Origin of the sequence: uncultured Parolsenella sp., from assembly GCF_934660935.1 — a bacterium.
GTDB lineage: Bacteria > Actinomycetota > Coriobacteriia > Coriobacteriales > Atopobiaceae > Parolsenella.
In genome coordinates this window covers 107,256-128,547 of sequence record NZ_CAKUIH010000003.1, presented here as the reverse complement: position 1 = coordinate 128,547, position 21,292 = coordinate 107,256, and the positions used below count along the sequence as shown (strand labels likewise).

The 21,292-nt window shown below is 64.2% G+C and carries 15 protein-coding genes and 3 tRNA genes; 15 read left to right on the top strand and 3 right to left on the bottom strand.

Translation table 11 applies throughout. The annotated features are described in order from the left end of the window. Positions 1-132: 132 nt before the first annotated feature. From Q0H23_RS02430 to Q0H23_RS02420, 3 genes are all read left to right on the top strand, one after another. Positions 133-396, top strand: a complete 264-nt coding sequence (locus Q0H23_RS02430) for an HPr family phosphocarrier protein (RefSeq protein ID WP_293813900.1) — start codon at positions 133-135, stop codon at positions 394-396. Between the two features lie 114 nt (positions 397-510). Further along, positions 511-2,217, top strand: coding sequence for a phosphoenolpyruvate--protein phosphotransferase (ptsP, locus tag Q0H23_RS02425; protein ID WP_293835326.1), 1,707 nt, complete (start codon positions 511-513; stop codon positions 2,215-2,217). A gap of 626 nt (positions 2,218-2,843) precedes the next feature. Further along, the gene (locus tag Q0H23_RS02420; protein ID WP_293835323.1) at positions 2,844-3,332 is read left to right on the top strand and encodes a hypothetical protein; all 489 of its coding nucleotides are present in this window, start codon (positions 2,844-2,846) and stop codon (positions 3,330-3,332) included. A gap of 376 nt (positions 3,333-3,708) precedes the next feature. Here the strand turns inward: Q0H23_RS02420 and Q0H23_RS02415 are convergent. Together Q0H23_RS02415 and Q0H23_RS02410 are read right to left on the bottom strand one after the other, a co-directional pair. Further along, a tRNA-Gly gene (locus tag Q0H23_RS02415) sits at positions 3,709-3,782 on the bottom strand. 6 nt (positions 3,783-3,788) lie between these two features. After that, a tRNA-Pro gene (locus Q0H23_RS02410) sits at positions 3,789-3,865 on the bottom strand. A 341-nt stretch (positions 3,866-4,206) separates the two neighbouring features. Between Q0H23_RS02410 and Q0H23_RS02405 the strand changes: the two genes are divergently transcribed. The 10 genes from Q0H23_RS02405 (at position 4,207) to Q0H23_RS02360 (ending at position 15,871) form a co-directional block, all read left to right on the top strand. Further along, positions 4,207-5,136, top strand: a complete 930-nt coding sequence (locus Q0H23_RS02405; protein ID WP_293813902.1) for a YegS/Rv2252/BmrU family lipid kinase — start codon at positions 4,207-4,209, stop codon at positions 5,134-5,136. 255 nt (positions 5,137-5,391) lie between these two features. Further along, positions 5,392-6,747 (top strand): NADP-specific glutamate dehydrogenase, encoded by a 1,356-nt coding sequence (gdhA, locus tag Q0H23_RS02400; RefSeq protein WP_293835321.1) that lies wholly within the window; start codon positions 5,392-5,394, stop codon positions 6,745-6,747. 203 nt (positions 6,748-6,950) lie between these two features. Next, positions 6,951-7,037: transfer RNA gene (locus tag Q0H23_RS02395), tRNA-Leu, on the top strand. A gap of 139 nt (positions 7,038-7,176) precedes the next feature. Further along, positions 7,177-8,499 carry a trigger factor gene (tig, locus tag Q0H23_RS02390; protein ID WP_293835319.1) on the top strand — a complete coding sequence of 441 codons (1,323 nt, stop codon included), beginning with the start codon at positions 7,177-7,179 and terminating at the stop codon, positions 8,497-8,499. 175 nt (positions 8,500-8,674) lie between these two features. Further along, entirely contained in the window at positions 8,675-9,298 is a 624-nt protein-coding gene (locus tag Q0H23_RS02385; RefSeq protein WP_293813905.1) for an ATP-dependent Clp protease proteolytic subunit, read from the top strand. Between the two features lie 24 nt (positions 9,299-9,322). Continuing rightward, positions 9,323-10,678 carry an ATP-dependent Clp protease ATP-binding subunit ClpX gene (gene clpX / locus Q0H23_RS02380; protein WP_293814037.1) on the top strand — a complete coding sequence of 452 codons (1,356 nt, stop codon included), beginning with the start codon at positions 9,323-9,325 and terminating at the stop codon, positions 10,676-10,678. Positions 10,679-10,681: 3 nt separating this feature from the next. Next, positions 10,682-11,410, top strand: coding sequence for a TRIC cation channel family protein (locus tag Q0H23_RS02375; RefSeq protein WP_293813906.1), 729 nt, complete (start codon positions 10,682-10,684; stop codon positions 11,408-11,410). Positions 11,411-11,419: 9 nt separating this feature from the next. Further along, entirely contained in the window at positions 11,420-13,054 is a 1,635-nt protein-coding gene (gene sdaAA, locus Q0H23_RS02370; RefSeq protein WP_293835317.1) for an L-serine ammonia-lyase, iron-sulfur-dependent, subunit alpha, read from the top strand. Between the two features lie 105 nt (positions 13,055-13,159). Then, on the top strand, positions 13,160-14,059 hold the full coding sequence (locus tag Q0H23_RS02365) for a YitT family protein (RefSeq protein WP_293835314.1): 900 nt from the start codon (positions 13,160-13,162) through the stop codon (positions 14,057-14,059). Positions 14,060-14,464: 405 nt separating this feature from the next. Further along, entirely contained in the window at positions 14,465-15,871 is a 1,407-nt protein-coding gene (locus Q0H23_RS02360) for an aminopeptidase (protein WP_293835312.1), read from the top strand. Positions 15,872-16,030: 159 nt separating this feature from the next. On the opposite strand, the gene Q0H23_RS02355 is transcribed toward Q0H23_RS02360, so the two are convergent. Further along, the gene (locus tag Q0H23_RS02355; protein WP_293835310.1) at positions 16,031-16,705 is read right to left on the bottom strand and encodes an HAD-IA family hydrolase; all 675 of its coding nucleotides are present in this window, start codon (positions 16,703-16,705) and stop codon (positions 16,031-16,033) included. Positions 16,706-16,889: 184 nt separating this feature from the next. Here Q0H23_RS02355 and Q0H23_RS02350 point away from each other — a divergent pair, with 184 nt between their 5' ends. Together Q0H23_RS02350 and Q0H23_RS02345 are read left to right on the top strand one after the other, a co-directional pair. Further along, a complete protein-coding gene (locus Q0H23_RS02350; protein WP_293835307.1) occupies positions 16,890-19,634 on the top strand; it encodes a phosphoenolpyruvate carboxylase in 2,745 nt (914 codons plus the stop codon). 296 nt (positions 19,635-19,930) lie between these two features. Then, the gene (locus Q0H23_RS02345) at positions 19,931-21,208 is read left to right on the top strand and encodes a hypothetical protein (protein ID WP_293835305.1); all 1,278 of its coding nucleotides are present in this window, start codon (positions 19,931-19,933) and stop codon (positions 21,206-21,208) included. Positions 21,209-21,292 lie beyond the last annotated feature (84 nt).

Here is a 21,292-nt window from a genome sequence, read left to right as displayed (position 1 = left end):
TTAGGTTCCAGCGTGCTCATGGTCTGCTAGACTCGACCTAAGCACGTGGATGAGTCGCGGGGGTATCCGTCGGCTCATAGTGTTTATGGGGTAGGGCTCGCAAGGGCCATAAAGAAAAAAGAGGAGTTCAGCATGGTTTCCGAGAAGGTTACGCTCATCAATCCGCAGGGTCTTCACATGCGTCCGGCCGGCACCTTTGCCTCCGCCATGGGCAAGTTCGCCAGCACCGTGACCATCGTTGCCGATGGCAAGGAGACCAACGGCAAGTCGCCGATGGCCCTCATGGCCGCTGGTCTTTCCTGCGGCACCGAGATTGAGATCAAGTGCGATGGCGCTGACGAGGCTGACGCTCTCGCCGCCGCCGTCGAGCTCGTCAAGAGCGGCATCGGCGAGTAGTATCGCCTTTGGGGCCTTGGCCCCGTGCCACAAATGGCGTGTTAAGGAGGGCGGCGCACTGCGCTGACCCTCCTTTCTATTGCTACTTAGGGTACTTAGATTCAGGGGGGATTCATGTACAAGGGTGTTAACGCGTCTGACGGTATCGGCATCGGCTCTGCCCAGGTTGCCGTCGAGCCGGATCTGTCCTACGTTCCGGCCACGCACCAGGACACTGACGAGGAGGAGCGTGCCCGCTATCAGGCCGCCCTCGATGCCTTCTGCGTCAAGACGCAGGCTCAGGCTGACCGCATGAAGGTTACGGTCGGCGAGAAGGAGGCCGAGATCATGGTGGGTCACATCACCATGGCCAACGACCCCTTCATGATCGATGAGGTCAACAACCGCATCAACGACGGCAAGTGCGCCGAGCAGGCCATCGATGAGGTCTGCGACATGTTCTACGCCATGTTCGACGCCTCTGAGGAGCAGCTCATTCGCGAGCGCTGCGCTGACGTCCAGGACATCCGCACCGGCATCCTCGCCGAGCTTCTCGGCAAGGAGCTCGTCGACCTCTCCGTCCTTCCCAAGGACTCCATCGTCGTCGTGCACGACCTCACGCCGTCCATGACCGCCACGATCGACAAGGAGAACGTCGTCGGCATCGTGACCGAGGTCGGCGGCCGCACCTCCCACTCCGCGATCATCGCCCGTGCCCTCGAGATTCCGGCTGTCCTGTCGCTCGAGAACGCTTGCTCCCTCATCAAGAACGGCGACACCGTCGTCGTGAACGGCACCACCGGCGAGGTCGTTCTCGCTCCATCTGAGACCGAGCTTGAGGGCTTCAGGGATCTTGCCGAGAAGGCCGCTGCCGAGAAGGCCGCGCTCGAGGCCTACCGTGGCGTCCCGACGAAGACCGCCGACGGTCTCGAGAAGCTTCTCGTCGCCAACATCGGCAACCCCGATGACGCCAACGTCGCCGCCGAGCGCGACGCCGAGGGCGTTGGCCTGTTCCGCTCCGAGTTCCTCTTCATGGATGCCACCGAGCTCCCCAGCGAGGACGAGCAGTTCGCCGCGTACCAGAAGGTCGCCCTTCGCATGAAGGACAAGCCGGTCATCATCCGCACCCTTGATGTGGGCGGCGACAAGGAGATTCCGTACCTCCACCTCACCCATGACGATAACCCGTTCATGGGCTACCGTGCCGTCCGCTATTGCCTCTCCAACGCCGATCAGTACAAGGTGCAGCTCCGCGCCCTGCTCCGCGCCTCTGCCTTTGGCGACATCAAGATCATGATTCCGCTGGTGACTGACCTTGACGAGGTCCGCGACGTCAAGAAGCTTGTTGAGGAGTGCAAGGCCGAGCTCGACGCCGAGGGCGTGGAGTACAACAAGAACATCGAGATTGGCACCATGATGGAGACGCCCGCCGCCTCCCTCATCGCCGACGACCTTGCCGCCGAGTGCGACTTCTTCTCCATCGGCACGAACGACCTCATCGGCTACACGATGTGTGCTGACCGCGGCAACGACGCCGTGCGTTACCTCTACACCGTCTATCAGCCCGCGGTGCTGCGTTCCATCAAGCGCATCATCGAGGAGGGCAACAAGGCCGGCATCATGGTTGGCATGTGCGGCGAGGCCGCGGCCGATCCACTGCTCATCCCGATGCTGATCTCCTTCGGCCTGGACGAGTTCTCCGTGAGCGCCCCGTCGATCCTGCGCACGCGCAAGATCATCTCCCAGTGGACGAAGGCCGAGGCTGACGCCCTGGCCGAGAAGGTCCTCGCGCTCAAGACCAAGGAAGAGGTCAAGGCTGCGCTCGAGGCTGCCCAGAAGTAGTTGGGCGTTTTCTGGTGGCTGCCGGGAGCGTGCCGGGAGCTGCTTAGCGTCATGCGTATCGCGTGATATGGAAGCGGTCGTCATCGTTGCGTGCGGTGGCGACCGCTTTTTCGTTGGGGTGTGGGTGGCGGGTTCAGCGACACGTGCGGGCCGCTTGCATTGGACGCTGGCGGCGCTGCTGCGCTTCCTGGCCTTCGAGGAGTAGGCGGCGCCTCCCCTCGAGGCGAAACGACGAGGGACGCGCCCGGGCCGGTTTGACCGCCAGTGCCCGGACGCGTCCCCCACGTCACGCGCCATTCTACCACGACGAACGAGGCGTGGCGGGCCCATGGCTACGTTCACTTTGCCGCGTGTTCGTGGAAAGAGATTCGAGTTTTGTCACCGCAGCTCTCGCGACCTCGGCACCGCAAAAGTGAGCGAGAGAGATCTCGCGACTCCCACGAAAGGAGGTCGTGCGAGTGCCCGTTCCCGCATTGTTTCTATATACTTCGACGTGATTACCGTCTTTTTCGAGTACGTCGGACGAGGTGTCGGCTACTAGTTCCTCGCCACGTCCCCCTGCAGACGTGTAGTCATCGCGAGTAACGGGCCGGATTGCGCGTTCGGCCTTCTGATGGAAGGCGGCAATGGCGAGCCAAAGCTACGGCAGACTAGACCCGGTCAGGCCGAGGGAGTACAGGGACGAGATCGTCTATCCCGACGGCGAGCGGGAGCCGGTCGAGTACTACCAGGGCGCGGACGCGGAGCACGCGATAGCGGTCACGAACCCGGACGCGTGGCCCTGCTTCTACGTGTACCGAATCAGCAAGGACGAGGTGATGGGCAGGGACGTCCCGAAGTGGGAGCTGGACCACGTGAACCCGGTCGAGCCGCGCGACGTCGCCGAGTGCGAGCGCAGGCGCCGCCTCATCCGCGAGCACTTCGTCCTATACGACGGGACGACCCTAGCGTTCGGCTCGCTCAAGTTCCAGGTTAACTTCGACCTCTCCCACCGCGACGAGGGCGACGCCGACGTGCCGGCCTTCAAGACCGACCGGCCGCCCGTCGTCAGGGAGCCGGTCGAGAGGATCAAGGACAACAAGTCGACGTTCCTTGGTATCAGCTTCAATATCTAGCCAGCTTCGAGAGGATAGTTGACGTGAGGCAATCGGTGAGCGAGCGATCGCGTGTGACTCCAAGGCAGACCTGGGGTCCTGCGGGAGTCTTGCATGACGTCTCTCGAGTGCCTCGCCTTGCGTGTGCTACCATTACGGACGAGCGCGGGACCGGTGGCAGCCGGCCGCGTCTCCTTGTCAACTTTTCAGGTTGAAGAGAGTGGCCGTCCCCTTACCTGGTGGCGGCTATTTTCTTTTTGTACCGGTAGGGGACGCATCTGGTACTTGGGGCGTGTTTTTTTGCATCGTCTGCCATGCGGTTCAAATCCACTTGCTCCGTTGAGCGCAATAACAAAGCAGCTCAGAGGCATTAACGCCTCTGAGCTGCTGTTTTGCATGGAGCGGGTGACGGGAGTCGAACCCGCGTCATCAGCTTGGAAGGCTGAGGTTCTACCGTTGAACCACACCCGCATGCGTTGGTCGGGGCGACTGGATTCGAACCAGCGACCCTCTGCTCCCAAAGCAGATGCGCTACCAAACTGCGCCACGCCCCGGAACGCCGGTTAAGTATAGGCGAGCAGCCCGATTGGGGCAAACGAAAAGTTGTGCGATTGGAAAATGGTGGGCAAACGATGGCCAAACAACGGGTCTGGCCATCTTGCGATGTGGCTCATGCCACGTGCCGTTGCCGTGCTCGATTCGAGTCTGAGCAACCAGGCGGGCACACAGGTTCGAGCGACTGGTGGATGGCGCGCGAGTTTGAACGACCGGCGGACGGCGCGCAAATTTACCTGTGGCTTCACCGCTCGAACACCCGGGCTCGGCGCGAGTCTGTATTGGGGGATACAATGGATGGCAGCGCCGGCGCAGGACCGGCTGGATCCTCGGAGGGACCATGGCGTTCTCGCTCGGCCACACGCTCGTTATCGCAAACCCGGCATCGCAGAGCGGTGCCGGTGCCGAAGGCGCGGAGTTCGTCCGTCGCACCCTTGCGGCGTATGAGTCCGCGACGGACGGGTTTGACGTTCGCCTCACCACTGGTCCCAAGGCGGCTACGGATATGGCCGCCACCGCGACCTCGTTCGATACGGTGCTCGCCCTTGGTGGCGACGGCGTTATCCATGAGGTTGTGAACGGCCTTATGAAGATGGACTCCTCCGTGCGTCCGCGCCTCGGCATCATCCCCCTGGGATCGGGAAATGACTACGCGCGCACCCTCGGCATGGTCTCGAACGCGCCGGACAAGTCGCTTGCCCAGATTCTGCAGGGTGTTCCGCGTCGCATAGACCTCGGTCTCGTAAACGGCACGTACTTCGATGAGACGTTGTCGTTTGGCGTGGACGCTGCGATCGCGATCGACACCATGGAGCGCCGCCTCGCGACGGGCGCCCATGGCACGCGCCTGTTTGCCGCGTCTGGCGTAGACGTCATTCGCCGAGAAATGCGCCGTTGGCCCTTCCGCGCCACGATTGACGGGGAGCCTCTCGAGGGCAACTCCATTATCTTCGCGATTCAGGTTGGTCCCACGTACGGTGGCGGCTTCCGCATCTGCCCCGATGCCGTGGCCGATGACGGCCTGCTCAACATCTGCTATTCCGAGGGGTCTCCCTCGACCATCGAGGCGCTCGGCATTCTCGCGCGCGCCCGTGTGGCGCTCCACACCGGTTCGCGCTACCTGAACTTCCGCTCGGCGTCGAGCGTTGTCATCGATTTCGAGGGCGAGCCGCCCTGCCAGACTGATGGCGAGCGCTGCGAGGGCTCCCACTTCGAGATCTCTTGCGTCCATCGCGCGATTGAGGTCATCCACCCCACGCGCCGCGCGTAGGTTCGGTGCCCGCCCGCTGCCGCCGCGCGCGCATTGTGAAGACATCGGGTTGAGTTTGTTACAACGGTGCTAATCGTGCTTGCGCGCGTGCTTTGTGGAAACGCCTGAAATGTATTTTATTGAGCGTCTGTCCAATATTTGCCGCGCGCCGTGGGGGCACGGTTCGCGACCTGTGGCTTGGCGTATCTGTCACCTGTGTGACGCGCAATCTGCCAGGCCCGTTCGCGCCTAGATGGCGCATGAGAGGAGACGTCGATGACGTACACCGAGAGGGTTCTCGACGAGCTTAAGACCCGTTACCCCGAGCAGCCCGAGTTCCTCCAGGCGGCGACCGAGATTCTCGGCACCCTTCAGCCTTGCATCGATGCACACCCCGAGTACGAGGAGGCCGCCCTTCTCGAGCGTCTCGTCGAGCCCGAGCGCGTGATCATGTTCCGCGTGCCGTGGGTCGACGACTCCGGCAAGGTCCAGGTCAACCGCGGCTACCGCGTCGAGTTCAACTCCGCCATCGGCCCCTACAAGGGTGGCCTGCGCTTCAACCCCACCGTCACGCTCGGCATGCTCAAGTTCCTCGGCCTCGAGCAGATCCTCAAGAACAGCCTGACCACCCTTCCCATGGGCGGCGGCAAGGGCGGCTCTGACTTCGATCCCAAGGGCAAGTCCAACAACGAGATCATGCACTTCTGCCAGTCCTTCATGACCGAGCTCGCCCGTCACATCGGCCCCAACACCGACGTTCCTGCTGGTGACCTCGGCGTCGGTGGCCGTGAGGTTGCCTACCTGTTCGGTCAGTACAAGCGTCTCCGCAACGAGTGGACCGGCGTTCTCACGGGCAAGGGCCTCTCCTTCGGTGGCTCGCTCGCCCGTACCGAGGCCACCGGTTACGGCCTCGCCTACTTCGTTGACGAGTACCTCAAGAGCAACGGCGACTCCTTCGAGGGCAAGAACGTCGTCGTCCACGGCTCCGGCAACGTCGCCATCTACGCCGTCCAGAAGGTCTCGCAGCTCGGCGGCAAGGTTCTCGCCTGCTCCGACACCCACGGTTGGGTCGAGGACCCCGAGGGTATCGACTACACCGTCCTCGAGCACGTCTACAACAAGAAGCGCTCCGGCCACGACAAGGGCGTCTCCCTCGCCATGTACGTTGATGAGCGCCCCGCTGCCACCTGGCACGAGGGTGACGGCCGCGGCGTCTGGCAGCTTCCCTGCGACATCGCGCTTCCCTGCGCTCGCGAGAACACGCTGCACCTCGAGGACGCCAAGGCCCTCGTCGCCAACGGCGTGAAGGTCGTGGGCGAGGGCGCCAACATGCCCACGACGATCGACGCGACCGAGTACTTCCAGGCCAACGGCGTCGCCTTCATGCCCGGCAAGGCCGCTAACGCCGGCGGCGTGCTCGTCTCCGGCCTCGAGATGAGCCAGAACGCCGAGCACCTCTCCTGGACCTTCGAGGAGGTCGACGGCAAGCTCGAGCAGCTCATGCGCGGCATGTTCCACAATGTCGACGACACCGCCAAGAAGTATGGCCACGAGGGCAACTTCGTCATGGGTGCCAACATCGCCGGCTTCGAGAAGGTCGCCGACGCCATGATGGCCCAGGGCGTCTGCTAGGGAATCTCCCGTATTCGGGCGTTCACCAATGGGTTGCCGGCTTGCCAAGAGCGGCTTGTGAGTCGTCTGCGCCCTCGCGAATCTAGCGCGTGCCAGCGGCGTCGCGTCCCGGCGGGCTTCTGCCCTTTCTCAGTTGGGCGCGACGTCGCAGATTCTCCATCGTTGACAAGCGCTCACTTAGGGTACTATTGAGCGGTTGCCATGCGGGCGTGGCGGAACTGGTAGACGCGCTGGATTTAGGTTCCAGTGGGGGAGACTTCGTGCAGGTTCGATTCCTGTCGCCCGCACCATTGACTGTTTGAGGAGGTCGTCGTGATTGCGGCGACCTCCTTTTGCGTCTCAGCAGATGCTGTTCTCATTTGCTAGAATCGTTATGTTTGTGCATGGGTGGGTCACTCCCGCCCACGGAATGACCATCCAGGAGGAACGTTGAAGATCACCGTCACCGCCACCGAGCCCAAGGACAACAAGCTCGAGGCCAACATTACCGTCGCCGCCGCTGATGTCGATGCCGCCATCAAGAAGGCTTACAAGGACATCGCTAACCAGTATCGCTTCCAGGGCTTCCGCAAGGGCAAGGCCCCGCGTCCGGTCATCGACGGCCTCGTCGGCAAGAACTACGTGCTCGCCCAGGCTTCCGAGGATGTCCTCCAGCAGGCCCAGCCGCTCATGCTCGACGAGCTCGACATCGTGCCCGTCGGCGAGCCCCACTTCGACGGCGAGGCCAAGCTCGTCACCGAGGGCGCTGACTTCGAGGCTACCCTCGTGATCGACGTTCGCCCGGACTGCGAGCTCGAGAGCTATGACGCCCCCGAGATCAACATGCCTCCCGCAGAGGTCACCGAGGCCGAGCTCGCCGAGCAGCTCGACGCCCTCCTGAGCTATCGTGCCTCCTTCGAGGACGCCGCCGAGGACTACGTCGCCGCCGAGAACGACCTGCTCACCATTGACGTCGAGAACGTCGAGAACGGCGAGTCCCTCGCTGGCGAGGACCGTCCGTTCATGCTTGGCTCCACCCAGGTTCCCGCCGAGTTCAACGATGCCATCAAGGACATGAAGGTCGGCGAGACCAAGGACGTCGAGATCCACGTCAACGGCACCGACGAGGCCGAGGCCAAGACCATCAAGGTCAAGGTCACCCTCAAGTCCGCCAAGAAGCGCGTCCTCCCCGAGCTCAATGACGAGTTCGCCAAGTCCGCTGGCTTCGACACCGTCGACGCCTTCAAGGATGCCGTCAAGGACGAGATCGCCAAGGACAAGGAGACCAGCCTCCCCAACCTCAAGGAGAGCCGCGTCATCGAGAAGCTCGCCGAGGCCCTCAAGCTCGACGAGGTCCCCGAGGACTACGTCAAGCAGGTCCACGATGAGATCGCCCAGGACATTCTCGCCCAGCTCCAGTGTCAGGGCCTCACCCTCGACGCCTGGCTTAACGCCCGCGGCATCCAGGCCCACGAGTTCCTGAACGACCTGAACGAGCAGGCCCTCGAGCGCGCTCGTCAGTCCCTCGCCCTCGACGCCCTTGCCAAGAAGCTCGGCTTCGAGGCCTCTGACGAGGACATCCGCGCCGAGTTCGAGGACGCCGGTGTCGCTGACGTCGACGCCTCCCTCAAGGAGTTCAAGGAGGCCGGCCGCATGCCCGCCGTCCGCGAGAGCATCAAGCGCACCAAGGCCGTCGATTGGCTCGTCGAGAACGCCAAGGTCAACATCGTTGACGAGGTTGCCGAGCGTCGTGCCGCTCGCGACGCCGAGTAGCATTTTCCGCCCGTTCGGGCTCCCACTCCCATAAAGGGGTATAAGCGCCGGGCGGGGTGATTTCCCCGCCCGGCTTTTTCTCCCCGAGCGAGCTCGCCAGCATAGGCTGGGAGGCGAACGCTCCCGCAAGACAAGGTGGCCGGCTCATCCGCGCCTGATCACAATGGAGGACCACATGGTCAACCCGGTTCGCAACATCCCCAACATCCCGTATGTCGTCGAGCAGACCCCTCGCGGCGAGCGAAGCTACGACATCTACAGCCGCCTGCTCAACGATCGCATCGTCTTCCTCGGCGAGGAGGTCACTCGCGATTCCGCCAACCTCGTGGTGGCGCAGCTCCTTCACCTCGAGAGCCAGGACCCGGACAAGGACATCATGCTCTACATCGACTCGCCCGGCGGTGACGTCTATGCGGGCCTCGGTATCATCGACACGATGAACTACATCAAGCCCGACGTCTGCACCATCTGCGTGGGTATGGCCGCCTCCATGGGCGCCGCCATCCTCGCCTGCGGCGCAAAGGGCAAGCGCATGGCGCTTCCCAACTCGATGGTCCTCATTCACCAGCCGAGCTCCGGCGTCCAGGGCCAGCAGACCGACATCCAGATCGTCGCTGACGAGACCAAGTGGATTCGCCAGCACCTCAACGAGATGCTGGCTGAGGCCACTGGCCAGCCGGTCGAGCGCATCAACGAGGACACCGAGCGCGATCGCTACCTGCGCGCTGCCGAGGCCTGCGAGTACGGTCTCGTCGACAAGGTCATCACCTCGCGCGCTGACGCCGCCAAGGAGGAGTAACCAGTGCCCCAGTACCATGACCCCATGAACCCCAAGGACGTGTGCTGCTCGTTCTGTGGCAAGTCCCGCGATCAGGTGCGCAAGCTCGTTCAGGGCGCCAACGGCGTCTACATCTGCGACGAGTGCATCGCCGCCTGTTCTGACATCATTCATGGCACGCCTGGCTACGCCCATGACGCCGACATGGATGACGAGGGCACACTCGAGGAGCTCCTGCCGCTCGAGCAGCTTCCCACGCCGCACCAGATCTATGACGAGCTCTCGCAGTACGTCATGGGTCAGGAGGACGCCAAGCGCGCGATGAGCGTGGCCGTCTACAACCACTACCGCCGCGTGCTCTATGGCATGGAGAACGACCTCTACGCCGAGGAGTACGAGCACCTCCAGCATGTCGCCCACGACACCGGCACCGAGGACGTGCTTGGTTCGAACGAGCCCGTTGAGCTTGCGAAGAGCAACATCCTGCTTCTGGGTCCCACGGGCACCGGCAAGACGCTGCTCGCGCAGACGCTCGCGCGCTTCCTGCGCGTCCCCTTCGCCATCGCTGACGCCACCTCTCTCACGGAGAGCGGCTATGTGGGCGAGGATGTCGAGAACATCCTGCTCAAGCTCATCACCGCGGCCGACGGCGACGTCGAGCGCGCCCAGGTCGGTATCGTCTACATCGACGAGGTCGACAAGATCGCGCGCAAGGCGGAGAACCTCTCCATCACGCGAGACGTCTCCGGCGAGGGCGTGCAGCAGTCGCTGCTCAAGATCCTCGAGGGCACCATCGCGAGCGTCCCGCCCCAGGGTGGCCGCAAGCATCCGCAGCAGGAGCTCATCAAGATCGACACGACGAACATCCTGTTCATCTGCGGTGGCGCCTTCGTGGGCCTCGACAAGATTGTTGCGGACCGCATCGGCAAGAAGGGCATCGGCTTTAACTCCGAGCTCGCCAAGAAGGTCACCGAGTCCCAGGATGACCTCATGGCCGAGGTCACGCCCCAGGACCTGCACACCTTCGGCATGATTCCTGAGTTCGTGGGCCGCCTGCCCGTCATCTGTTCCACCAAGCAGCTGACCGAGGACGACCTCGTGCGCATCCTCACCGAGCCGCGTAACGCCATCATCAAGCAGTACGTTCGCATGTTCGAGATCGAGGGCGTTAAGCTCGAGTTCGAGGACGAGGCCGTTCGCGAGATGGCACGCCTCGCGCTGGCCCGCAAGACCGGCGCCCGCGGCCTTCGCGCCATTGCGGAGAAGGTTCTGCAGCAGACGATGTTTGATGTCCCGAGCGACCTCTCCGTCTCCAAGGTCATTGTGACCAAGGAGGCAGTCGCCGGCGAGGAGCAGCCTAAGCTCGTGCACACGCACAAGGCCGGGCACCGTTCGGAGTAACGCATGCCCGTTCTTGACGCTAGCGCCGTTCTGGCGATTCCTTGGGGTATCGATTACGCGTCTGTGGTCGTCGGCGTGCTCACGGGCGCGATGTTCGGCTGCAGGAGCAAGCTCGATGTCGTCGGAACCACCGTCGCGGGCTTTCTCACGGGGTTTGGCGGCGGCATCGTGCGCGATCTGCTACTGGGCGCCTCCAACATCTACTTCATGTCTCACCCGGACCTCATCTTGGTGTCGCTCGCGATCTGCCTTCTGACGTTCTACTTCCGTGGGGTCTTCCTCGACCTCAACCGTTCCATTCTGGTTGCGGACACGCTTTCCGTCGCGCTTTTTGCGCTTGCGGGCTCTTCGAAGGCGTTCGCCTACGGGCTCGACCCGGTCTACGTCGTCATCCTCGGCACCATTACGGCCGTGGGTGGCGGCGCCCTGCGCGACGCGATGGCAGGCGTGACCCCGGCCATCTTCCGCGGGTCGAACTTCTACGCCGTGGCGTGTCTGGGCGGTTCCGTCGCCTTTGCCGCCATGGCGTACTTCGGGCTTCCGCTCGTCGCGGCGGGCTTTGGCTGCGTGGGCGCCGTGCTCGCCTTGCGCTATCTCTCGATTCGCTTCGACTGGAAGACGCGCGAGTACTGCGACCTGACGCCTCGCGTCGTCGCTGCAGCGAAGGGTGCCAGCAGCTCGTCCCATCAACCTGACCGCTTAGAGGCGCTCCCGAACGGGCGCGAAGACTAGGGGGAGACCGTGTCGAACGTCCTCGACATCATCGGGCCCGTCATGATTGGTCCGTCGAGCTCTCACACCGCGGGAGCCGCGAGGCTGGGACTTGTGTCCCGCATGCTGTTGGGGGCGGATCCGAAGAGCGTCCGCGTGACGCTCTATGGGTCGTTCGCGAAGACCTACCGCGGTCACGGCACGGACCGCGCCCTCGTCGCCGGTGCCCTCGGACTCCATGCGGATGACGTGCGCCTGCGTGACTCCCTCGACCTTGCGCGCGAGCGCGGGGTCGAGGTCTCCTTTGCGGTCTGCGACGACGAGGACGAGGGCCTCCACCCCAACACCGCCCTGATCGAGCTCGCCTCTGCGGAGGGCAAGCGCGTGGCCGTGCTCGGCAGCTCCATCGGTGGCGGTCAGGTCGAGGTCACCCGCGTCGACGGCATGCGCGTGCGCATCACTGGCCTCAAGCGCACGCTCATCGTGCGCCACACTGACAAGCCCGGCCTCATCGCCTGCGTGACGGACGTCCTTGCTGCCGGAGGTGCGAACATCTGCGACTTCGCGCTCGCTCGCCAGGAGCGTGGCGGCGTGGCGGTCATGAGCATCGAGGTCGAGAACCAACTCGATGACGACATCGCCGAGCGCATCGAGCGCCTTGACGGCGTCGAGCGCTGCACGGTGCTCGAGCCCGTTGGCGCCATGGACGCGACCGAGCCCGCCAAGGCCGGGGAGGTCCCCGCGACGGACGGTCTTGCGACGGACTTCCTCCTCGGCACGCTCGAGCCTGCCGTCGAGGCGGCACAGGATGCCGGAGTGCCCATCTCCCACGTCATCCTCGCCCAGCAGGCGCGCGCCATGGAGATGACCCCCGCCGAGCTCTACGCGCTCATGCGCGACCGCCTTGCCGTCATGGACTCCTGCGTGGCTCCCGGAAGCGACTCCTCTCTTCGCTCCATGAGCGGACTCACCGGAGGAGACGCCGCCCGCATGCTCGCTCGCGAGGCCGCCGGCAAGCCGCTCTGCGGAGGCATCGTTACGGGTGCCGTGAGGCGGGCCCTCGCCGTGAGCGAGCTCAACGCCGCCATGGGACGCGTCGTCGCCGCGCCCACTGCCGGCTCGTGCGGCATCCTGCCTGCCGCCGTCCTCTCCATGCGAGACGAGCGCGGGTGCTCGGAGGGCGCTTGCGTTATGGCGCTGTTCACCGCCGCTGCCGTGGGCCTCGTGATCGAGCACGCTGCGACGCTTGCCGGTGCCGAGGGAGGATGCCAGGCGGAGACCGGCGCCGCGGCCGCGATGGCCGCCGCGGCCGTGACCGAGCTCGCCGGTGGCTCGCCTCGCCAGTGCGCCTCCGCCGCCTCGATGGCGATTCAGAGCCTGCTCGGCCTGGTCTGTGACCCTGTCGCCGGTCTTGTGGAGGTGCCTTGCGTCAGGCGCAACGCCACGGGTGTGAGCGTCGCCCTCACCTGCGCGGAGATGGCCCTCGCCGGCATCTCCGCCACGATTCCCTTTGATGAGGCGGTCACGGCGATGAGGCGCGTGGGCGCGCTCATGCCGTCGACCCTGCGCGAGACGGGGGAGGGTGGCCTCGCCGCGACGCCCACGGGGCGCGCCCTCGCCGAGAAGGCCTTTGGCGGATGCGCCGCGTGCGGCGCCTGCAGATAGCGCACGCCCGCATTTCTTGTCCCCTATACTCCATCGCGCTGGATTGCCTTTGCCCTCTGCGGCGAGGACAATGGATGGCTGTCGTTACTACGGGAGGGGAGTTCCATGGCTATCGATTTTGAGGCCATCAGCAAGCGCAACCTGGCGCGCGACGGCGCGCTCGTCATCGTGGGAACGCTGCTGTTCGCCGTCGGCCTCAACTGCTTCATGGAGCCTAACGGTCTCGCTCCCGGAGGAATCTCTGGTGTCGCGATCATCATCAGGGCCGCGGTCATCGCGCAGGGTGGTCCGGATATCCCCGTCGGCATCCAGACCCTCGTTATGAACGCGCTGCTGATGGTACTCGCCTGGCGCGCGGGTGGTCCGCGCTACGTCGCCAAGTCCCTCGCGGGCATCGTGTTCTGTTCGGTCTTCATCGACCTCACGGCGCCGTTCCTGCCGGTTCTCGGCAATGGCGACCTGCTGCTTTGCGCACTGTGGGGCGGCGTTGTCTCCGGCACCGGCCTTGGCCTCGTGTTCCGTGCGGGCAGCAACACCGGCGGCACCGATATCATCTGCCAGATCATCGCGCGCCACTCGATGTTTCCCGTGGGCACGTGGGTCATCATCACGGATTTCATGATCGCCGCGGCTTCGGCCCCGGTCTTCTCGGTCGAGAACGCGCTTTATGCCTGTATCGCCACCTATTTCATGGGTAAGGTCTGCGACATGGTGATTGACGGCCCCAGCCGCGAGCGCGTGGCGTGGATCATCTCGTCCGAGCACGAGGCGATTGCCCAAGCAGTTCTTGAGGACCTCGATCGTGGTTGTACCGAGGTCACGGCGAAGGGCAAGTACACTGGCAAGGAGCGCCCGATGCTCTTCTGCATCCTGAGCAGGTCAGATATCGCCCCGCTCAAGGACATCGTCGCCGAGGTCGATCCGGACGCCATTGTCGTCATTACCGAGGCCCACGAGGCCTTTGGCGAGGGCTTCCGCAAGCTCGAGAGCGGAGCCTCGCTGTAACGTTCCGGCGAGTGGGTCTCGCGAGGGGCTTCGGGCGCGCGGCCTTGCGAGTGGGCCTTCGTCGCCAGAATCTACCTCTTGTAACGTTTCGAGTCCGAAATCCGGCCCGATTCCTTACAAGAGGTAGGTTTGCGCGTTCCGACGCGGCGGCGGGCGTCCCGCGACGTCAACCGTGCGTGTGCCGACGCAGCGCCGGGCGTCCCGCGAGGCAGCCGCGCGCGTGCCGGCGTGGCGCCGGGCGTTCCGCGACATCAACCGTGCGTGTGCCGACGCGGTGCCGGCAACAACCGCGCAGTCGCGTCGTCGCTGCGCGCGCGGCTGACTCCCCATTTTTCGTGAGTGCGGCATGGAGCGCCGCCAGTTGCCTACAATCGTGTCGTTGATTCGTCTCTACGAGGAGGAAGTATGGAGCGCGAGAACGCCTGGAAGAAGTACACGGACGAGCAGCTTGAGCAGCTCGAGGCTCTGAGCTGCCGTTATCGCTCGTTCATCAGCGAGAACAAGACCGAGCGCGAGTGCGTCGCCACCGCTCAGGCCAAGGCCGAGGCCGCCGGATACGTGAGCCTCGAGGACTTCGCCGCCAAGGGTCGCACGCTTGAGGCCGGTGACAAGGTCTTCGTCAACACGCGTGGCAAGGCTCTCACCCTCTTCAACATCGGCACTGTCCCGATGTCAAAGGGTCTCAACATCCTCGGTGCCCACGTCGACTCGCCGCGCCTTGACGTCAAGCAGAACCCCGCGTACGAGAAGGCCGACCTCGCCTTCCTCGACACGCACTACTACGGTGGCCTCAAGAGCTCGTTGTGGGTCGCCACGCCGCTCGCCATCCACGGCGTCGTCGCCAAGAAGGACGGCACCGTCGTGCCTGTCGTCGTGGGCGAGGACCCGGCTGATCCGGTCTTCTGCATCTCCGATATCCTGATTCACCTCGCCGGCGAGCAGATGAAGAAGACGCATGCCGAGGCCGTCGACCCCGAGGCCCTCGACGTCATCGTCGGCGGCAAGCCCGTTCGTCTCGGCGATGCCACGGAGGAGGGCGCCGACGAGCCCAAGGAGCCGGTGAAGCGCCTCCTGCTCGATCTTCTCGCCGAGCGCTATGACATCGAGGAGGAGGATCTCCTCTCCGCCGAGCTCGAGATTGTTCCCGCAGGCCCCGCCCGCGACATGGGCCTTGATCGCTCGATGATTCTCGGCTATGGTCACGATGACCGCGTGTGCGCCTACACCTCGCTCGAGGCCATGCTCGAAGTCGAGAACGTCGAGCGCACGAGTGTGTGCCTGCTCGTCGACAAGGAGGAGATTGGCTCCGTCGGCGCCACGGGCATGCAGGCCCACTATTTCGAGAACGCCCTTGCCGAGGTCATGAATCTCGCTGGTGAGAGCGGTGACCTCGCGCTGCGTCGCGCGCTTGCCGCCTCCCGCATGCTCTCGAGTGACGTTTCCGCTGGCTTCGACCCGGCCTACGCCGGCCAGTTCGAGGAGAAGAACAGTGCCTTCCTCGGTCGTGGCCTGTGCTTCAACAAGTACACGGGGTCTCGCGGCAAGAGTGGCTCGAATGACGCTGACGCCGAGTATGTGGCCCTCATCCGCGACATCATGGACGGCGAGGACGTGAGCTTCCAGACCTGCGAGCTCGGTCGCGTCAACGCTGGTGGCGGCGGCACCATCGCCTACATCATGGCTCGCTACGGCATGGACGTCATCGACTCCGGCGTCGCCGTGCTCTCGATGCACTCGCTGTGGGAGGTCGTCAACAAGGCTGACGTCTTCGAGGCCTATCGCGGCTACAAGGCGTTCCTCCACCGCGCCTAGGGTTACGCGGCCCTAGCGCCGGTATAGCTCCGGGACGAGCTAACTCTTTGGATAACGGCTTCTGGGTAGGCCCACTTTCGGGTGGGCCTACCGCCAGGGGCGAGTAGCGGCTCCCGGGAAGGCCTGTTTTCGGGTGGACCCGCCGCCGGGGCGACTCCCTTACTCCCCAGAGATTAGGGACATGAGCTCGCGGGCGTCGCGCGCGATTACGGTCGCGCCGGCGTCTGCGAGCTGCTTTGTGCTGCGGAAGCCCCAGCAGACGGCGAGGCAGGGGAGGCCCGCGTTGGCACTCGTGGCGACGTCCACCTCGGAGTCGCCCACGTAGGCGGCGCGACCTTCGGCGGCGTCGCGCGCGGCCTCCTCGCCCATCAACGAGAGCGCGAGGTCGACCATGTCGCGCGAGGGCTTCTTGGCAACGCCCTCGCGCACACCCACGGCGACGTCGAAGGCATCCGGGAAGTGCTTGGCCACGAGACTCGCCACGGCGTAGTCCGTCTTGTTGGAGACCACGGAGATGCGCCTGCCCTCCGCGCGAAGGCTCTCGAGGAGCTCGGGAATGCCGGGGTAGGGGTGCGTGTGGTCGTCGCAGTGGACGGCGTAGAACGAGTCGAACTCCGCCTGCATCGTGTCGATTATGTCCGCTGACGTGCCTCCGGGCACCGAGTTCTCGATGAGACGGCGGATGCCATTGCCGACATACGCGCGTGTCTCGGCGAGGGTTTGCTCGGGCAGGCCTGCCCAGGCGAGCGTGTGGTTGATGGCGAGGTGGAGGTCCTCGAGCGTGTCGAGGAGGGTGCCGTCGAGGTCGAAGACGACGGTGCTGTAACCGGTCATGTGCTGCCTTTCTTCGTGTCTCGCCCTATCGTAGCGCGCTACTCTCCTCGAGTTTCCGGAACGTAACAAGTACGAAGCGTTCATGCGGCGCTGCTATTATTAATCAATGGCCATACGCACATGTTGCCAGTCGCGGCGCGTGCGTGAGACCGCATCCTGCATGGTGAGAGCCGAGGAGGCAACCTTGACGGAGAGAGACACCACAAACAGGCGAGACGCCCTACGCGCGGCAGAGGAGGAGGCGGCGAAGACATTCGCCGGCATCGATCTGCCCGAGAGCCTTCGCGACAACCTCGAGCTGTTTCTGCGCCTTCTGCGCGAGGTTCTGAGCGAGTACTCGCCCGAACTGCGTTCCACGTTCGATGAAGTTCTCGCAGACCTCATCGCTGCAGACGAAGTCGGCGTGGTCAGCGCCACCGGCGCGTCCACCGAGGACGAGAACTTCCAGGCCGCTTACGAGCTCATGCGTGGCCTCACCGTTGAGCAGCAGACCATGCTCACGCGCGCCCTCACCGCTTACTTCCATCTCGCGAACCTGTCCGAGGAGAACTTCCGCGTCCAGACGCTGCACGAGCGCGAGCGCGCGGTGTCCCTTGACTCGGAGACCGACGAGTCCAACGCGCTCGCCGTGGCTTACCACCAGCTTGTGGAGGAGGCCGGCGAGCAGCATGCCAACGAGCTGCTCTCGCGCCTCGAGTTCCATCCCGTGTTCACCGCACATCCCACCGAGGCTCGCCGCAAGGCCGTCGAGGGCAAGATTCGTCGTCTCTCCCGCCTGCTCGAGCAGCACCCGCATCTGGGTGGCTCGGACCTCGCGGAGAACGAGCGCCACATGCTCCAGGAGATCGATGCGCTGCTGCGCACGAGCCCCATCGCGCTCAAGAAGCCCACGCCCGTCGAAGAGGCCGACACGATCATCGACATCTTCGACAACACGCTGTTTGACATGGCGCCGCAGGTCTACCGTCGCTTCGACGACTGGGTGCTCGGCGACAACGCCGGCAAGGTGAAGCCCGTCTGCCCGGCGTTCTTCCACCCCGGCTCCTGGATCGGTTCCGATCGCGACGGTAACCCCAACGTCACGGCCAAGGTGAGCCGCCAGGTCGCCGCGAAGTTCTTCACGCACATGGTCGCGACGCTCGAGGACAAGTGCCGTCGCGTGGGCCGCAACCTCACGCTCGACGTCGACCACACCAAGCCCTCCGCCGAGCTCGTGAACCTGTGGAACCACCAGGTCGAGATGAGCGAGAAGCTCACCGCCCGTGCCGAGCTCATCAGCGAGTCCGAGCTGCACCGCGCCGTCATGCTCGTCATGGCAGACCGCCTGAAGGCCACAATCGTGCGCAACTCCGACACGATGTACCACTCCTGCGACGAGTTCCTCGAGGACCTGCGCATCGTCCAGCGTTCGCTCGTCGCCGGTGGCGCCACCCGTGCCGCCTATGGCCCGGTTCAGACGCTCATCTGGCAGACGGAGACGTTCGGCTTCCACATGGTGGAGATGGAGTTCCGTCAGCACTCGCTCGTGCACAGCCGTGCGCTCGCGGACATCAAGAAGCATGGCCGCAATGGCGAGAATGGCCCGCTCGATCCCATGACGCGCGAGGTGCTCGACACGTTCCGCGCGCTGGGTTCCATCCAGAAGCGTTACGGCGCCAAGATGGCTCGTCGCTACATCATCTCGTTCACGAAGAGCGCCCAGAACGTCGCCGATGTCTACGAGCTCAACCGCATCGCCTTCGCCCATGCCGAGGACGTGCCCACCATCGACGTCATCCCGCTGTTCGAGCAGCTCGAGGACCTCGAGAACTGCGTTGACGTGCTCGACGACATGCTCAAGCTTCCGGACGTCCAGACGCGCCTCGCGGCAACAAACCGTCGTATGGAGGTCATGCTCGGCTACTCCGACTCCTCGAAGGATGCCGGCCCCACCACCGCCACGCTCGCGCTGCACTCCGCCCAGGAGCGCATTGCCCAGTGGGCTCGTCGCAACCATATCGACCTCGTGCTCATGCACGGCCGCGGCGGTGCCGTGGGTCGTGGAGGCGGCCCGGCCAACCGTGCCGTGCTCGCCCAGCCCGCGGGCTCGGTCAACTGCTTCTTCAAGCTCACGGAGCAGGGCGAGGTCATTTTCGCGCGCTACGGCAACCCCGTGCTCGCCCAGCGCCACCTCGAGAGCGTCGCCGGCGCCACGCTCCTTCAGAGCGCCCCGTCCGTCGAGAAGACGAACACCGAGATGACCAAGAAGTACGCGGACATGGCCGCCAAGCTCTATGACGCGAGCCATGACCACTTCGTCGAGCTGCTGAACACGCCGGACTTCACGCCGTGGTTCTCCACTGTGACGCCGCTCGTCGAGATTGGCCTCCTGCCGATCGGCTCGCGTCCCGCCAAGCGTGGCCTGGGTGCCAAGTCGCTCGATGACCTGCGCACGATTCCCTGGGTCTTCAGCTGGAGCCAGGCGCGCATCAACCTTGCTGCCTGGTACGGCCTGGGCACGGCGTGCGAGAAGCTCGGAGACCTCGACCTTCTGCGTGCCGCCTACAAGGAGTGGCCGCTGTTCACGACGTTCATCGACAACATCGAGATGTCCATCGCCAAGACCGACGGTCGCATCGCTCGCCACTACCTGGCTCTGGGCGATCGCGATGACCTCGCCGAGATGGTTATGGACGAGATGGCGCTCACGCGCAAGTGGACGCTTGCCATCGTGGGCGACGAGTGGCCCCTGCAGCATCGCCGCGTGCTTGGCCAGGCCATTCGCGTGCGCAACCCCTACGTGGACGCCCTGTCCATCTCCCAGGTGCGTGCCCTCACGGCCCTGCGCGAGCACGAGGCGGAGCTTACCGCCAAGGAGCGCGACGCTTACATCAAGCTCATTCTCTCCGCCGTCGCCGGAGTCTCCGCGGGTCTGCAGAACACCGGGTGATGTTCAGGCTTTAGCTCTATCGCAACTATGTCCGCCGGTAGCACTCGCTGCCAGCGGGTGACAAAGGGACAGTCCCTTTGTCAACTTTCCAGGCCTGTCTCGCGCTTCTTGCGCGGGGCAGGCTTTTTTGTCGGCAGGTTTTCAATTTGGGCCATTTGTCCCAAACCGTGGCTCGCAAGGGGCCTTGTGGGCATGTGATTATGCTTTCCCGGGAATCAGAATCCTAGTTGAGAGGAATCGGACGTTGTGTCCGTGGCATCGCTTTAATAGTCAAACTTGTAGGCAGGGAGGCAAGTATGGGGCTCGAGAGCGTCAACTACCAGTGCCCGGCGTGCGGGGGTCCGTTGCGCTATGACGGCGGCAAGGGCAAGCTCGTCTGTGACCATTGCGATTCCGAGTTCGAGGTTGCGCAGATCGAGGCCATGTTCGCCACCGCCGAAGCCAAGGCGGAGGAGCGGGCGGCGGGTGCTAGCGCCCAGACGCTTGACGGCGGCTATGTCTGCGCGTCGTGTGGCGCCCAGCTCATGACTGACGGCACCGTTGCCGTCTCTCGTTGCCCCTACTGTGGCAACCAGACCATGCAGGCAGCCACCTTTACGGGTGACTTCAAGCCTGACCTCGTCATTCCCTTCAAGCTTGATCACAAGGCTGCCGTCGCCGCCCTTGACGAACACTACAAGGGCAAGATCCTCCTCCCGCGCGAGTTCAAGACGGGCAACCACATTGACGAGGTCCAGGGCGTCTACGTGCCCTTCTGGCTCTACGACTCCAACGCCAACGGCAGCGCCACGTTTGAGGCAACCAATACCCGCAGCTATATGCGTGGCGACGACGAGATCATCGAGACTGACCACTACACCTGCGAGCGCTCTGGCTCAATGGCCTTCACGCTCATTCCCGTCGATGGTTCCACGCGCATGCCTGATGGCCACATGGATTCCATCGAGCCGTATGACTACCAGTCTCTGGTTACCTATTCTTCTGCCTACCTTCCTGGCTTCCTGGCGAATCGCTGGGACGAGGACGTCGATGCGTGCCGCTGCCGCGCGGAGCATCGCGTCACCAAGAGCGTCGAGAACGCCCTCGGTGAGACCGTGACCGGCTATGCCACGGTCGACTGCACGTCTTCTAACGTCGACTGTGGCTGGCACGACGAGAAGTGCGCCCTGTTCCCTGTGTGGATGCTGAGCACGAGCTGGGAGGGGCAGAACTTTCTGTTTGCGATGAATGGTCAGACCGGGCGCCTCGTGGGCGATCCTCCCATCTCCAAGCCCAAGCTCATCGCTATCTGCGCCGTTGTCTTCGCCGTGCTCTTCGGTGGGTTGTGGGTCGGCATGGACGGTGCCTCCGTCATGGAGTCCGACAACCCGCTTTGGGGCCTTGCGATGATCGTCCTCATTCCCGTCATCGTCACCGTCATCGTCGGCGCGGTCCTCGTGGGACAGATGAAGAGCGCGATTGAGGCTGGTCAGGCGGATAACTACCTCGACCGGAGCACCTTCCAGCTTGCCTCCCAGAGCGATACCTACACGCACACCACCACGCAGGTCATCCACCACGAGAAGAAGAAGTAACAGCAGCGTCTTTGCGACGCGCATTCGATTGGCTCCAGTACGTACATAACGGCCGTGCCCCGCGGGGCGCGCGCCAACCGGCTC